The organism is Methylobacterium sp. 275MFSha3.1 (assembly GCF_900108435.1).
GTDB lineage: Bacteria > Pseudomonadota > Alphaproteobacteria > Rhizobiales > Beijerinckiaceae > Methylobacterium.
In genome coordinates, this window is the sequence record NZ_FNWP01000009.1 from 1 (window position 1) to 14,588 (window position 14,588).

At 73.7% G+C, this 14,588-nt stretch carries 13 protein-coding genes; 10 read left to right on the forward strand and 3 right to left on the reverse strand.

The window, feature by feature from the left end:
- From BLW78_RS31350 to BLW78_RS12080, 4 genes are all read left to right on the forward strand, one after another.
- On the forward strand, positions 1-823 hold an 823-nt coding region (locus BLW78_RS31350; protein ID WP_244526926.1), incomplete at its 5' end, for a methyl-accepting chemotaxis protein.
- Between the two features lie 107 nt (positions 824-930).
- A complete protein-coding gene (locus tag BLW78_RS12070) occupies positions 931-1,347 on the forward strand; it encodes an FKBP-type peptidyl-prolyl cis-trans isomerase (protein ID WP_026605341.1) in 417 nt (138 codons plus the stop codon).
- A gap of 36 nt (positions 1,348-1,383) precedes the next feature.
- Complete coding sequence (locus BLW78_RS12075) at positions 1,384-2,754, forward strand: Wadjet anti-phage system protein JetA family protein (RefSeq protein ID WP_091679805.1); 1,371 nt, start codon at positions 1,384-1,386, stop codon at positions 2,752-2,754.
- Positions 2,747-3,373 carry a DUF4194 domain-containing protein gene (locus tag BLW78_RS12080; RefSeq protein ID WP_020095807.1) on the forward strand — a complete coding sequence of 209 codons (627 nt, stop codon included), beginning with the start codon at positions 2,747-2,749 and terminating at the stop codon, positions 3,371-3,373. Before BLW78_RS12075 ends, BLW78_RS12080 begins: the two co-directional genes overlap by 8 nt.
- A gap of 169 nt (positions 3,374-3,542) precedes the next feature.
- Here the strand turns inward: BLW78_RS12080 and BLW78_RS12085 are convergent, their stop codons facing one another.
- Complete coding sequence (locus BLW78_RS12085) at positions 3,543-5,219, reverse strand: methyl-accepting chemotaxis protein (RefSeq protein WP_020095808.1); 1,677 nt, start codon at positions 5,217-5,219, stop codon at positions 3,543-3,545.
- 176 nt (positions 5,220-5,395) lie between these two features.
- Here BLW78_RS12085 and BLW78_RS12090 point away from each other — a divergent pair, with 176 nt between their 5' ends.
- Positions 5,396-8,833: an SbcC/MukB-like Walker B domain-containing protein gene (locus BLW78_RS12090; protein ID WP_091679808.1), complete on the forward strand. Its 3,438-nt coding sequence runs from the start codon at positions 5,396-5,398 to the stop codon at positions 8,831-8,833.
- 70 nt (positions 8,834-8,903) lie between these two features.
- Here the strand turns inward: BLW78_RS12090 and BLW78_RS12095 are convergent, their stop codons facing one another.
- Complete coding sequence (locus BLW78_RS12095) at positions 8,904-9,119, reverse strand: hypothetical protein (protein WP_042674010.1); 216 nt, start codon at positions 9,117-9,119, stop codon at positions 8,904-8,906.
- A gap of 413 nt (positions 9,120-9,532) precedes the next feature.
- Between BLW78_RS12095 and BLW78_RS12100 the strand changes: the two genes are divergently transcribed.
- From BLW78_RS12100 to BLW78_RS12110, 3 genes are read left to right on the forward strand one after another with little or no spacing between them, the layout of a single operon-like run.
- Positions 9,533-10,663, forward strand: a complete 1,131-nt coding sequence (locus BLW78_RS12100; RefSeq protein ID WP_091679812.1) for a S1C family serine protease — start codon at positions 9,533-9,535, stop codon at positions 10,661-10,663.
- The gene (locus tag BLW78_RS12105) at positions 10,660-10,908 is read left to right on the forward strand and encodes a hypothetical protein (RefSeq protein ID WP_020095812.1); all 249 of its coding nucleotides are present in this window, start codon (positions 10,660-10,662) and stop codon (positions 10,906-10,908) included. Before BLW78_RS12100 ends, BLW78_RS12105 begins: the two co-directional genes overlap by 4 nt.
- Before the next feature lie 3 nt (positions 10,909-10,911).
- Positions 10,912-11,673, forward strand: coding sequence for a J domain-containing protein (locus BLW78_RS12110; RefSeq protein WP_091679814.1), 762 nt, complete (start codon positions 10,912-10,914; stop codon positions 11,671-11,673).
- Positions 11,674-11,811: 138 nt separating this feature from the next.
- Here BLW78_RS12110 and BLW78_RS12115 read toward each other — a convergent pair whose 3' ends face one another.
- Entirely contained in the window at positions 11,812-13,281 is a 1,470-nt protein-coding gene (locus tag BLW78_RS12115; RefSeq protein ID WP_091679817.1) for a D-alanyl-D-alanine carboxypeptidase, read from the reverse strand.
- A 338-nt stretch (positions 13,282-13,619) separates the two neighbouring features.
- Between BLW78_RS12115 and BLW78_RS12120 the strand changes: the two genes are divergently transcribed.
- Together BLW78_RS12120 and clpS are read left to right on the forward strand one after the other, a co-directional pair.
- Positions 13,620-13,964 carry a phasin family protein gene (locus tag BLW78_RS12120; RefSeq protein WP_091679819.1) on the forward strand — a complete coding sequence of 115 codons (345 nt, stop codon included), beginning with the start codon at positions 13,620-13,622 and terminating at the stop codon, positions 13,962-13,964.
- A 205-nt stretch (positions 13,965-14,169) separates the two neighbouring features.
- The gene (gene clpS, locus BLW78_RS12125) at positions 14,170-14,556 is read left to right on the forward strand and encodes an ATP-dependent Clp protease adapter ClpS (RefSeq protein ID WP_026605344.1); all 387 of its coding nucleotides are present in this window, start codon (positions 14,170-14,172) and stop codon (positions 14,554-14,556) included.
- Positions 14,557-14,588 lie beyond the last annotated feature (32 nt).

The window sequence follows — 14,588 nt, forward strand, 5'->3', positions numbered from 1 at the left end:
CGACCGCTTCGCCGACGCCGTCGGCGGGATCGTCGCGCAGGTCTCGACCGCGGCGGCCGGCCTGCAGGCCACGGCCCGCGGCATGACGGAGACCGCGGCCGAGACCGCGGGGCAGTCGACCACCGTCGCGGCCGCGGCCGAGGAGGCGGCCAGCAACGTCGGCACCGTGGCGGCGGCGGCCGAGGAACTCGGCGCCTCCGTGCAGGAGATCGGCCGGCAGGTCGACGGCTCGGCCGGCCTCGCGCGGGCGGCGGTCGCGGAGGCCGACCGGACCGGCGCGCTGGTCCGGGACCTGAGCGAGGCCGTGGCGCGGATCGGCGACGTGGTCGGACTGATCTCGACCATCGCGGGCCAGACCAACCTGCTGGCGCTCAACGCCACGATCGAGGCGGCGCGCGCGGGCGCGGCCGGCCGCGGCTTCGCGGTGGTGGCCACCGAGGTGAAGGCGCTGGCCGAGCAGACCGCCCGGGCAACGGAGGAGATCGCGGGGCAGATCGGGCGGGTGCAGGCCTCGACCGGGCAGGCCGTCGCGGCGATCGGGACGATCACGGCCCGGATCCGGGACATCGACGGCGTGGCGACCACGATCGCGGCGGCGGTGGAGCAGCAGGGCGCGGCGACCCGCGAGATCGTCCGCAACGTCGGCCAGGCGGCGCAGGGCGCGGCGGCGGTCACCGGCCACGTCGTCGGCGTCGCCGCGGCGTCCGGCGCGACCGAGGCGGCGGCGGGCGAGGTCCTGGGCGCGGCCGCCGCCCTGTCGGCCCAGGCCGCGCACCTGACCGAAGAGGTCGGCCGCTTCCTCGACGGCGTCCGGGCCGCCTGAGCGCGTCCCCGGAGCGCGGACGGCCGCCTCCCTGGCCTGGACGGGTCCGAGGCGATAGAAGGCCTCCCGACGGCCGGCGCGCACGGCGCCGGCTCCAGGGAGAAACCATGCCTCGCCTGTCCCCCCTCTTCGGAGCCGCGTTGATCGCCATGACCACAGCCGCCAATGCCGAGACCGTGACCACCCCGTCGGGCCTCAAGTATCAGGACGAGGTCGTCGGCACCGGGCCCGAGCCGAAGGCCGGCCAGACGGTCACCGTCCAGTACACCGGCTGGCTCGACGAGGGCGGCAAGAAGGGCAAGAAGTTCGACTCGTCCCGCGACCGCAACCAGCCCTTCAGCTTCCCGCTCGGCGCCGGCCAGGTGATCAAGGGCTGGGACGAGGGCGTCGCCACCATGAAGACCGGCGGCAAGCGCACCCTGATCATCCCGCCGCAGCTCGGCTACGGCGCCCGCGGCGCCGGTGGCGTGATCCCGCCGAACGCCACGCTGATCTTCGACGTCGAGCTCCTCGGCGCGAAGTAAGCGGCACGGCTGCGCGACGGCGGGAATTTCGAGACGATGCTGTTCGCGCAGCTGTCCGACGAGCTGTTCAAGCCGCTGGCCTCGCCGAGCCGCGGCTTCAACGCGGCCCTGCTCCTGCACCTGCACCGGCGCGTCCTCGGGGCCGAGCCGGTGCGCAAGGCCGAGCTCCTGGCCGAGATCGGCGACTTCGCCGCCGGCTGGAGCGACCCCGAGGTCAGCGGCGACGAGCCGATCTCGGCCGACCCGGCCGAGCGCCGCACGGCGCTCTACCGGCGCCTCCTCGACACCGGTTGGCTGATCGAGCGCCGCGAGCGCTACGTCCCGGTCGCGGAGTTCGACCCCGAGGCCCGCCTCCTGCTGGAGGAGCTGTCGCGGCTGGAACGGGGCGAGACCCGCTCCTACGGGGGCGCCGTGCTGGAGGTGCTGGGCGGGCTCGAGAGCGCCCTGTCGGACCCGGCGAACCGATCCGAGGCGCTGTCCAACGCCGCGCGGGGCGCGGCCGCCTTCCTGTCCCACGTGCGCGGGCTCGCGGCCGGCATGCGCAAGGTCGAGGAGCGCATCCTGCGCGAGCCCGACCGCGCCAAGACCTTCCGGCTGTTCTTCGAGGATTTCGTCGAGCGCCACCTGATCAGCGACTACCGGACGCTGCACACCCGCTTCAACCCGTTCCGCTTCCGCGCCAGCGTGGTGCGCGAGGCCGGCCGGGCGCTGCGCGACGCCCTCACGGTCCGGGCCCTGGCCGAGGGCCTGATCCGCGAGGGGCGGAGCGCCGATCTCGACACGGCGCAGCGGGCCGTCCGGGCGGATCTCGCCCAGATCCTCGCGGTGTTCGAGGGCCTCGACAACCACCTCGACGCCGTCGACGCCGTGGTGGCGCGCCTGGAGCGCCGGATCGCCTCCGCGCTGCACGTGATGGACCGCCCGGACCCGAGCGGCGTCGAGCGCGTCGCCGCGATGCTGCGCGCCGTCGGCGGGTCGGAGATCGCCCCCGAGGTGCCGGGCGACGTCTCGCTGCTGCGGCCGCCGATCGGGCACGCGCATCTCCAGGCGCCGCGCGCCCGCAAGTCGGCCATCGACATGGAGCCGCTGCCCGACATCGAGGACGATCCCGTGGTCGACGCCTTCGCGGCCGCCAAGGCGGAGTTCCGCCGCCGCACCACCGTGACGCCCGAGAGCATGAGCGCCTTCGTGGAGGCCCGGCTCGGCAAGGCGGTGCGGCTGCGCGGGTCGCAGATCGTCATCGCGGGCGTCGACGACTTCATCGTGTTCCAGCGCCTGCGCGAGATCGACGTGCTGTTCGACGCCAAGCTCGGCGCGCGCTACGCCCTGACCCGGCTGCCCGAGCGCGTGGTCAACGGCTGGCTGGACTGCCCGGATTTCCTGCTGGAGCGCCGTCCCCGTGCTTGAGGGCTTCCGCGCGATCATCGACGGCGACGAGCCGCCGCCGCCCGGCGCCCGGGCGCCGGACGCCGAGGAGCTGTGCCGCGCCCTCCAGGTGCTGCTGAAGGGGCAGGTGATCTACGCCGAGACGCAGGGCATCGGCCGCTCCTACGAGCTCGCCCGGCACTACGCGCCGTTCTTCACCGACTACTTCGCCTGCCTCGGCTACGCGCTGACCGTCTCGCACCGCGACCAGATGGTCTCGCTGAGCCCGGCCGCCGACGCCCCGCGCCACGACATCGTCTCGGAGCGCCTGCGCAAGGACGAGACCCTGGTGCTGCTGGCGCTCCGGCTCCTCTACGAGGAGGGCCTGCGCGACCACCGGGCCGGAACGGACGGGATCGTCGACTGCACCACCGACGAGATCGTCGAGAAGATCCGCGCCGTGGCGCGCAACGAGCCCCCCGAGGAGGGCCGGCTCGCCGACATCCTGCGCCTCTACGCCAAGCGCGGCGGCCTGCGCCTCGGCGAGCGCGACCGGGTCGAGCGGGTCACACCGCTGTCGCTCCTGCCGGGGCTGACGGTGCTGGCCTCCGACGCCTGGATGGAGCGCCTGCGGGCGTGGTCCGAGGCCGGCGAGGCCTGATTCCGTCGTCCGGTCGACCAGTTCGGCGCCGTCTTTGCGAGCGGAGCGAAGCAATCCAGCCGGCGCCACGATTGCCGGCGTCGCGCTGCCCTGGGTCACTTCGCTGCGCTCGCGATGACGGCGTGAGATACGTCAACCGCGACGTGCGGCCGAACCCACTTGACCGCGCTCAGGCCGCCCGGACCGTCGCCAGGAAATGCTCGACCTCGCTGCCGAGATGGGCCGCCTGGCGAGCCATCTCGGAGGCCGAGGCCAGGACCTGCGCGGCGGCCGCGCCGGTCTCCTCGGCGGCGCCGGCGACCCCACTGACATTGACGGTCACCGACTCGGTCCCGGTCGCGGCCTCGGCGACGTTGCGGACGATCTCCTGCGTGGCCGCGCCCTGCTCCTCCACCGCCGCCGCGATGGAGTTGGCCATGCCGCTGATCTCGCGGATGCGGCCGGCGATGCCGTCGATGGCCTGGACGGCCTGGCCGGTCGAGCCCTGGATCTGCGCGATCTGGGCCGAGATCTCGGCCGTCGCCTTGGCGGTCTGGTCGGCCAGCGCCTTCACCTCGGTGGCGACGACCGCGAAGCCGCGGCCGGCGACGCCGGCCCGGGCCGCCTCGATCGTGGCGTTCAGCGCCAACAGGTTGGTCTGGCTGGCGATCGCCGAGATCAGGTCGACCACCTCGCCGACCCGGCGCGCGCCGGTGCTCAGGGCCTGGACGAGGTCGGCCGTGGCGGCCGCCTCGCGGACGGCGGCCTGCGCCAGGTCCGCCGAGGAGCCGACCTGGCGTCCGATCTCGTTGACCGAGGAGCCCAGCTCCTCGGCCGCCGCCGCGACCGTGGTGACGTTGGAGGAGGCCTCCTCGGCGGCGGCCGCCGCGCTGGTGGACTGGCCGGCCGTCTGCGTCGCCGTCGCGGTGAGGCTCTGGGCCGTGGACTGGAGCTGCGTCGCCGCCGACGTCACCGAGCCGACGATGCCGCCGATCGCGGATTCGAACCGGTCGGCGAGTTCGCGCGTCGCCTGCCGGCGCTGCGCCTCGGCGCCGGCCCGGGCCTGCGCGGTCTCGGCCTCGAGGGCGCGGGCGTGCAGCAGGTTCTCCCGGAACACCGCGACGGTCGCCGACATGGCGCCGATCTCGTCCCGCCGCGCCGCGTAGGGGATCTCGGCCTGGGTGTCGCCGTCGGCGAGCCGCCGCATGGACAGCGTCATCCCGGAAAGCGGCCGCGACACGCCCGTGAAGGCGTACAGCATGGCGCCGAGCGCGATGACGAGGCTGACGAGCAGGCTCACGACGGTCGTCCGGACCGCGTCGGCCTGGCTGTCGCGGGCCGCGCGTCCGGCCGCCTCGCCGTTCCGGATGTTCAGGTCGGCGAGGGCGCGGGTCGCGCTGGATGCCGCGAGGTAGTTGGCGTTCATCGGCCCGCGGAAATAGGCGAGCGCCTGATCGTGCTGGTCGGCCGGGAAGGCGCGCAGACGCGTCCAGTCGGCCTGCTGCACCGCCAGCTTGGCGAGCAGGTCGTCGTAGATCCCCTGCTCCTCCTTCGACGCCACCAGGCTGCGGTACGCCTCGGCCTTCGCCTGGCGGTTCCGCATCATCTCGTCGGCGTTCTTCAGGCTGGTCTCGCGCTCGGCGTCGGTATCCGCCGTCACGTAGCGGAACTGCCACAGTCGCGAGCGCATCACGAGGGCGTTGATCGCCTGGGCCTCGTTGATCGACGGCACGGCGTTGTCGATCAGCTCCGCGAGCCGCTGGTCGACCGCCTGCATCTTGTAGAGGGTCACGCCGCCCTGAACGATCGCCGCCAGGAGCAGGAGGGCGAAGAGGCCGCTGAGTTTTGCTTTGAGACTGAGACGCATCGGTCGGTTCCGGTCGTGCAGGCGAGACCGGCAGGACATGAACAGTTTGTGCTAACAGGGTTATAACCTGAGGTAGGATCAGGCTTCACGGGTTCGCGTGTGTCGGCTTGCATACGCGGCCGAGTCCGGCCAACTGGGCCGCTCATTCCCCGCCACCGACCCGACCCACCGACACCGTGTACGTCCTCACCGACATCGCCATCTCGAACTGGTACCTGATCCGCCGCGAGCAGATCCGCCTGCGCGGCGCCGCAGCGCTGGTCGGGCCGACCGGCGCCGGGAAGTCGACGATCTTCGACGCGGTCGGCACGGTGCTGGCCGGCAACAACGCCAGCCGCCTCGCCCTCAACGCCTCGGCCTCCGGCCGCAGCGCCCGCACCGTGCGCGACTACTGCCTGGGCTGGATTAGCGACCCGGCGGAGGGCGGCCGCCCGACGCGGGAATCCTGCGAGACCGTGCTGGTGCTGGTCTTCGAGAACCCCGATTCCGGCCGCGTGGTCTCGGTCGGCCTCGCCCTGGCGGCGCGGGCCGCCGAGCCGAAGGAGACCGTGCTGTCGCGCTTCATCGCGGTCGGGCACCGGTTCGAGGTCTCCGACTACGCCCGCACCGCCCCCGGCGGCACCTACACGGCGCCCTGGAGCGAGATCGCCGCGGAGCTGCGCGCCCGCGCGTCGAGCTTCACCGAGTACCGCACCTCCGGCGAGCGCTTCACGGCCGACGTGCTGGCGACCCTGCGCGAGGGCGCGCCGGCGCCGGAGCCGCGCCACTTCCTGCGCAGCTTCGCCAACGCGGTGGCGTTCAAGCCGATCTTCGACACCAGCGCCTTCGTGCGCGCCTTCGTGCTCGAGCCGGAGCCCCTCGACGTCGAGCGCGTGCGCCACTCCATCGCCAACTGGCGGCGCCTCCGGGAGACCATCGCCGAGCTGGAGACCCGGCTCGGGCGCCTGCGGCGCCTGCGCGACCGCTACGAGGCCTGGGGCGAGGCGGTCCTCGCCGCCGCGACGCACGAGCTGCGGGCGGCCAGCGCCGATCTGCGCCGCCGCAGTCTCGACCTCATCGCCGTCCGGGGCCGCCTCCGCGAGGGCGCCGACACCCTGCGCATCGCCCGCGAGCGCGTCGCGGCGAGCCGCGGCTACGTCCGCGAGATCGACGGCGAGATCGCCGAGAAGAAGGCGCTGGCCGCCGCGGGCGCCGCCGAGGGCCGGCTCGCGGCCTCGACGCTCGGCCTGTCCATGTTGGAGCGCGACCGCAAGGAGCTGATCGGCCGGATCGGCGACCTCGTCGCCCTCGTCGGGCAGATGGCCAAGCTCCAGCCGGTCACCCCGATCCTGCGGCAGAGCTGCCCGCAGGCGGCCCGCCTCGCCGAGGCCTGCGCCCGGGCTGGCCTGCGCCGGGACGCCTCGCCCGAGGAGATCCTGCGCCCCGACGGCCCGCTGGCCGAGCTGGCCGACGGGCTGGCGCGCCTGCCCGACTTCGACGAGGCCCTGGAGCGGGCCGCCGAGGACGCGGCGCTCAAGGCCCGCGCGCAGGAGAGCGAGGCCGAGCGCACGGCCCCGCGCACCGGCGGCGGCCCGGCGGCGCAGCTGTCCTCCGATACGGTGGCGTTCCGCGGCGAGCTGGAGCGACGCGGGATCGACGCGCTACCGATCTGCGAATTGGCCGAGATCGTCGACCCGACCTGGGGGCCGGCCCTCGAGGGGCTGCTCGGGCGCGCCCGCGAGGCCCTGGTGGTCGCACCGGACCGGCTGAGCGAGGCGCTCGGCGTGCTGCAATCCGGCCGCGACCGCTACAGCCGCTGCATCCTGGTCAAGACCACCGACACCGCCAAGCAGCGGTCCCGCCGCTACGACGACGGGCCGCTCACCGTGATCGAGACCAGCGACCCCCACGCCGAGGCGTTCCTCGGCGTGCGGCTCGGCGGCTACGACCTCGCCCGGGACGATGCCGAACTGGCGCGCCTGTCCCGGGCCGTGGCGCCCAGCGGCCGGACCACGGCCGGCATGGCCTACACGGTCACCCGCAGCGTCGACCTGCTGATGACCCGCGGCCATCGCGGGCCGACCGCCGACAGCCGCCGCGCCCACGAGATCGCCGTCGCGGAGGCGCGGCGCCTGCGCGGCGAGGCCGCGGTCCTGCGCGAGGCCGCCCGGACGGCCGCCGCGATCCGGGCCCGCGTCGCCCGGGGCCTCGACGCGGTGGAGGCCCTGCGGGCCGAGCTCGACGGGCTGGAGGGGCGGCGGCGCACGCTCCAGACCGAGCGGGAGGGGATCGAGAAGCGCGACACGGCCGGGCTCGCCGCCGAGATCGCCGCGCTGACCACCGAGCGGGTCGGCTACCTGCGGGAATTGTCGGAGGAGCTGGAGCCGAAGCTCGACCGCCTGCTCGCCGACGAGGCGGCCCTGCGCGCCCGTCTGGGGCCGGTGCGCGAAGCCGTCCGCGCCGCCCTGTCGGCCCGCCGCGCGGCCCTGCGCCAGCTGAGCGCGGGCGACGCGGCGCGGGTGCGCCTCGCCCGCGCCGAGCCCTTCGACCTCGGCGCGGTCGCCGAGGCGCGGCGGGCGCTCGCCGGCCTCGACGCCAAGGCGGCCGGGGCGCGGGTGAGCGCCGAGCGCGGCCTCGCGCGGGATTCTGCCGAGGCTGCCCGCTCGCACGGGCGCATCGCCGAGCGCGAGCTGGCGGAGGCCTGCGCCGCCTGGCGGGTGGAGAACCCGCTGGCCTCGGGGGACGCCCCGGCGATCGACGGCTTCGCCTGGGTGCGCCGGGAATACGAGGCGGTCGAGGGGCACGAGCTGCGCCGCTACCGGGCGCAGGCCGAGCGGGCCGAGTCCGAGATGCGCCGCCTCATGACCGAGGACCTGCTGACGCGCCTCGCCGACCGGTTCGAGCGGGTCCATGCCCGACTCGCGGCCCTGAACGAGCGGCTCTCGGCGCGCAGCTTCACCGGCCAGACCTACGCGTTCGAGGCGGCGGTGGACCGCCGCTACGCCGCCGTCCACGCGCTGGCCACCGAGACCGCCCGCTCGCCTGAGGCCGCGCAGGCGCTGCTCGCCGGCGAGGCGGAGGGGCCGATGGCGGCCGCGCTCGAGGAGATCACCGCGCTGATCGCCGGCGCGGACGACGCGGCGCGGCTCGCCGATTACCGCAACTACTTCGTCTACGAGATCGGCATGCGCGACCGGGCGGGCAACCGCACCACGATGTCGGCCCGGGCGCTGCGCGGCTCCGGCGGCGAGGCGCAGGCGCCGTTCTACGTAGCGATCGCCGCGTCGCTCGCCAGCGCCTACTACCCGGGCGACCGGCCGGGCGACGAGAATCCGGGGCTCGGCCTGTGCCTGCTCGACGAGGCGTTCTCGAAGCTCGACGTGCGCAACAGCCAGGCGCTGGTCGATCTCTACCGCGCCTGGGGGCTGCAGCTGCTGATCGCCGCCCCCGAGGACAAGCGCACGACGCTGACCGAGGTGATGGACACGATCGTGACGGTCTACAAGAGCCCGGATCTGACCTCGGTCCGGATCGAGGCCGAGCACCCGCTCGAGGCGGCCCGGCGGGCGCTGCACGCGATCAACCCCGACCAGGTCGGGATCGAGGGCTTCCGCCAGTCGGACGCCGCGGAGTGAGCCCGCGGGGCACCGGGGCGAGGCTTCGCGCCGCCGTCCCCGGTATCCCCGTTCTCCGGGTGATCGATCGTCAGTTCAGGTAGGTGCGGATCCAGTTCGGCGAGAGGATCTCGCCCTCTTCGGTGATGATCCAGGGCTGCTTGGCCGGGTCGGCCAGGGCGCCGGCCGCGGCGGCGATCGCCTCCCGCAGGGTCCGGTAGCGCTCGGGCTGCGCGAGCGGGGCGCTCGCCGGGGCCGTGCGCCAGATCGTCAGATCCGCGGGCCGTTCCAGAGCTTCGGTTTCCATGGGTACTCGTCCTTCCGAACCGTTTTGGACCGTTCAGATCGCCGCCGCCGGGCTCTGCCGAGGGGCTGCGGCGATCGATGGTCTGAGCGTCAATGCAAGCATCTCTGCGGCAGCTTTGCGATCAATTCGGGCGGTTCTCGAAACCAGCGTCCGGTGCCGAGGCACGAGTTCGGGCGCAGTTCGGTGTTCCATGTCCGTATTGAGCTCGACTGAGCTGCCCTGGACTTGCGAGAATTGTGGCTCCTGAATGATGACCATTCCGTTAGCCAGTCTGCGCCGGTCGCCGACGTGCGCCAGAACACGTCAGGGGCCTGTCGGCGGCGGCGCCTCTCTGTGTTGACGCCCCGATCCTGAACGCGCACTTAAGGCTCGGCCCGTCGGGGCCCGCCTACGCGCTTCTCTCGGAGTCACCCGTGCCGGATCGTACCGTGCGCATCGTCCTCGCCGCGGTCCTGGTCCTGCTGGCGCTCTACGTCGCCCAGCCCTACCTGCAGCCGCTGCTCTACGCGGCCGACACGCCCCGGGCGATCACGGCCCGCGGCGATCTGGCGCCGGCCGAGGCCTCGACGGTCGCGCTGTTCGAGCGCGCGAGCCCGTCCGTCGTTCACGTTTTCGCGCAGGGCGCCGCGCAGAACCGCGACCTGCTCGACCTCGACGACCAGGGCGGTGAGCAGGGCGGGACGCAGACCGGCACCGGCTTCGTGTGGGACGGCGCCGGTCACATCGTCACCAACACCCACGTCGTGCAGAACGCCGCGCGGAGCGGCGGCTCGGTCTCGGTCCGGATGAGCGACGGCGAGGTCGTGCCCGCCACCCTCGTCGGGATGGCGCCGTCCTACGACCTCGCGGTCCTGCAATTGGGGCGGGTGCGGACCATGCCGCCGCCGCTGGCGATCGGCACCTCGTCCGATCTCAAGGTCGGGCAGTCGGCCTTCGCCATCGGCAACCCGTTCGGCCTCGACCACACGCTGACCACCGGCGTCATCAGCGCCGTGCGCCGCCGCATGCCGACGAGCGAGGGCCGCGAAGTGTCCGGCGTCATCCAGACGGACGCGGCGATCAACCCGGGCAATTCCGGCGGCCCGCTCCTCGATTCCGCCGGCCGGCTGATCGGCGTCAACACCGCCATCGTGTCACCGTCCGGCGCCAGCGCCGGCATCGGCTTCGCGATCCCCGTCGACGTGGTGAACCGGATCGTGCCGGAGCTGATCAAGGCCGGCCGCGTGCGCAATCCCGGCATCGGCATCATCGCCGCCCAGGAGGCAGCCACCGCGCGGCTCGGCATCGACGGCGTGGTCATCGTGCGGGTGCTGCCCGGCTCCCCGGCCGCGCAGGCCGGTCTGCGCGGCGTCGACCCGCAGACCGGCGACCTCGGCGACGTGATCGTCGAGGCCAACGATCGTCCGGTCCACCGCCTCACGGACCTGACCGCGGCCATCGAGGAGGCCGGCCTCGGCGCCGGCGTGACCCTCAAGGTGGAGCGCGACGGCCGGATCCGGCAGGTCCGCGTCACCACCGCCGAGGTCGCGGAGAACCGACGATGACGCGCGCGGCCCTCCTCCTGACCCTGATCCTCCTCGCCGCCGCCGCGCGGGCCGGCGAGGCGCCGACGCGCGCGCGCCTCTGCCCGGAGAACCTGCCCGAGGGCGTGCGCCTCCCGCCGCAGCCCGGCTGCGACGCGAGCGTGCGCCCGCCGACGCCGCGCCGGCCGGGCCACTTCGATCTCGGGGACGGGACGAGCATCCAGATCGGCGGGAGCGCGTCCGCCCTCTACGGCGTGCGGCGCTGAGCGATGGTGCTGTTCGCCGGCCTGCTCGCCTGCCTGACCCTGTGGTGGCTGTCGAAGAACTCGGGCGGCCTCGGCCGGAGGCTCCGCGGCGGTCTCCGGGCTGGCCTCGGCGCCGCCCTCGGGCGGGCGCGTCTGCCGACCTTCGGCGCCTTCGCGCTGCTCGCGGCCGGGTTCCTGCTCATGCGCGGGAACTTCGTCCTCGCGGCACTGCTCGGGCTGAGCGGCGTCTGGATGATCGAGGGCCAGGCCGCCATGACCGCGCGGCTGCGCCGGCTGATCCGGCCGGGATCCGGCGAGCGCCCGCGCGACCCGGAGGACCGCCGCTTCCGCACGGTCCTGATCGACGCCCTCGTGCGCCCGGACGGCAGCCTGCGCACGGGCCGCGTCATCGCGGGGCCGGGCGCCGGCGCGTGGCTCGACAGCATGCCCACCGGGGCCGTGGTCGAGCTGCTGCGGCTCTGCCGGATCCGCGACGCCGCGGGCGCCGCCCTGCTAGAGCCGTATCTCGACCGCCGGTCGCCCGGATGGCGTGTAGACGCTGAGGGCGATCGCGACCCGCGGCCGCGCCGTCCGCCGCATCCAGGGGCGATGACGCAGGAGCAGGCGTACGAGATCCTGGGGCTTCAGCGCGGGGCGACCGCTGAGGAGATCCGGTCGGCCCACCGGTCTCTCATGAAGCGCGCCCACCCCGACCAGGGGGGCAGCGCCGAGGGCGCGGCGCGCGTCAACGCGGCCCGGGACAGGCTTCTGAACCGACATCGCTGAACTCCACGCGCGTTGTCAGAGAGTTACCGATCGTCGGCCGCGGACGAACTCGGTCGCGGCCGTTCCGTATCCGGCGCGCGGGCGCGCCGGTGGCTCGCGAAACGCGGCGCGGGGGCGCGCCGGCGGGTCTCGCGGGTCTCAGCTCCGGGTGGCGAAGCAGCTGAAGCCGCTGCGCTTCAGGGCCGAGCAGGCCTCCTGGGCGGAATCCTGCTCGGCGAAGCCCGAGAAGCGGGCGCGGAACAGCGTGGTGCCGCCGTGCTCGACCTTGACCGTGTAGGGCGCGGCCTTCGACAGGCTGCCGCCGACCTTGGCGCGCGCCTCCGAGAGCATCGTCCGGGCCTTGGACTCGTCGTCCATGGCGCCGAGCTGGATCACCCAGGCGGTCGGGATGACGCGGGCGCCGGAGACCGCCTTCGGCGGCTCGTCGCGCTCGAGGGAGGCCACCCGGGCCGTGGACTTGGACGCGCCCGGGAAGGGCGGCTGGGCGTTGCCGCCGCCGGCATAGGCCTGGGCCGCCTTCGGGATCCCCTGCGGGCCGGGCTTCCAGGTGCCGCCCGGCGTCGTCGTCTTGGCGGGGGACAGGTCGAGGGGCTCGCCGGTGGTGCCGGTCGTCTCGACGTCCTCGTCGTCCGCCGAGGCGACCTGCGTGCGGGTCCGCGAGACCGCGTCGGCGACGACCGCCGGGCGGGCGCGCTCGGCGACCTCGGTGACCGGAGCCGAGATCCGGGCGCCGGCATAGGCGCGCGGCAGGCTGGCGCGGACGAGGTCGGCCATGATCCGGTCGCGGCTCGCGCCGGACTTGCCGCCCAGCACGATCGCCACGATCTGGCGCCCCTCGGACTTCGCCGCGGTCATCAGGTTGAAGCCGGAATCCCGGGTGTAGCCGGTCTTGATCCCGTCGACGCCCTGGACGTTGCCCAGCAGGCGGTTGTGATTGCCGATCACCCGGCCGCGGAACGCGAAGGACCGGGTCTGGAAGTACCGGTAGTAGTGGGGGAACCGGTCCTGGATCGCCCGCGCCAGCACGGTGAGGTCGCGCGCGGTGGTCAGCTGGTCCGGATCGGGCAGGCCCGAGGCGTTGGCGTAGTGCGTGCGGCTCATGCCGAGGGCGTGGGCCTTCGCGGTCATCATCTGGGCGAAGCGCTCCTCGGAGCCGGCGATGTTCTCGCCGATGGCGCAGGCCACGTCGTTCGCCGACTTCGTCACGATCGCCTTGATGGCGTCCTCGACCGAGATGGTCTGGCCGGGGCGCAGGCCGAGCTTGGACGGCGCCTGGGCGGCGGCGTGGGCCGAGATGGTCAGGTCGGAATCGAGGGCGAACTTGCCCCGCTCCATCTGCTCGAACAGCATGTAGAGCGTCATCACCTTGGTGATCGAGGCCGGGTGCCGCAGGGCGTCCTCGTTCACCGCGTGCAAGGTCTTGCCGCTCTTCACGTCCACGACCATCGCCGCGTAGGGCGGGTTGTAGCCGCCGCCGGCGCGGGCATGGTGGTGGTGCCGACCGCGCCGGGCGTCGGCCGGTGAGGCCATGGCCGTCAGGACGGCGGCGGCCAGGATCGCGGCCGGGAGCGCTGGAATCGTCCGGGAGCGGCCTACTACGCTACGCATCACGCCTGATTGCCTCGCGAGACCGGATCTGGCCGGTCGTATCCCCTGCAGAGCCTTCCGCCGATCACGTGGCCCCGCTGCATCAGTGGAGAGTTAGGCAAGTGCAGTTACAGGCCCGTTAATGCGATCGCGGCGAGTGCCGGATCGTGCCGGTCCGGCATCCGCTTACCGGCCGTTCCCGACCCGCTGTTGCCGGTCGGCCATGCCGTGCCGGTTGCGGCCGGCCGCTCTTACAGGCCCGAGCTTGACGCTGGCTGTCGTGCCGCACACTCTCGCGGCGATCCGAAACTGTCGGTCGCGGATGGCGGGCCGGCTCGGCGGCGGACCGGAGATCGGCGATGCAGAGACCCCCTGCCCTCCCCCTGAGCCCGGTCGCCTCCGGCTTCGGGACGCCCCTGCGGCGGTTCGGGATCGCGAGCCGGGCGGCCCAGACCCTCGGCATCGAGTATCTCGACTCGGTCAAGAAGGCCCTCGACGACCTCGGGGCGACCTGGGGGGCGCTGGCGGCGGCCCGCAGCCCGACCGAGATCCTGGCGGTGCAGGCCGCGTACCTGCAGCGGGCCGGGGAGCGCGCCGCGGCCCGCTCGGCCGCCGCCGGCGATGCGATGCTGGGCCTGACCGGCGCGTTCCTGCGGCCGAAGGCGGTGGCGCCGGCCGCGGCCCGTCCCGGCCCGGCGCGCTAGCGGGTCGGCCATCATGCGCCGGGGACGCGCGGTGCAGGGCGGACAAGTGCGCACAGGCGTCTGGCGAAGTCGGCTCACCGTCTGTAGATTAAACGGCGTGGAGCTGAGCGCTGCTCCCGGCAGGCCAGGATCAGGATCGGCCGTGAGGGCCGGCGGCGCCCGCTCCGAGCAAGGGATCGGTTCGACGCACATGAGACAGGTCCCCATGCAGGGCACCGCGAGCTCGACGAGGGAGCACCGGCCGGCGCGTATCGCGGTCACGGCATCCGGTTCGCGCACGCCCGGGGGCGACGACCGGTCCAACACCGCGATCATCACGCGCACGAAGCCGCGGACCAAGCGGCCGAGTCTGTACCGGGTACTCCTTCTGAACGACGACTATACGCCGATGGAGTTCGTGGTCCTGGTGGTCGAGCGGTTCTTCAACAAGAGCCACGAGGACGCCTACCAGATCATGATGCACGTGCATCAGAACGGGGTCGGCGAGTGCGGGGTCTTCACCTACGAGGTGGCGGAGACCAAGGTGACGCAGGTCATGGACTTCGCACGCAAACACCAACATCCTCTCCAGTGCGTTATGGAAAAGAAATAGGCGCCGCTCGCGGTAGGCACGAAGGACAGAGG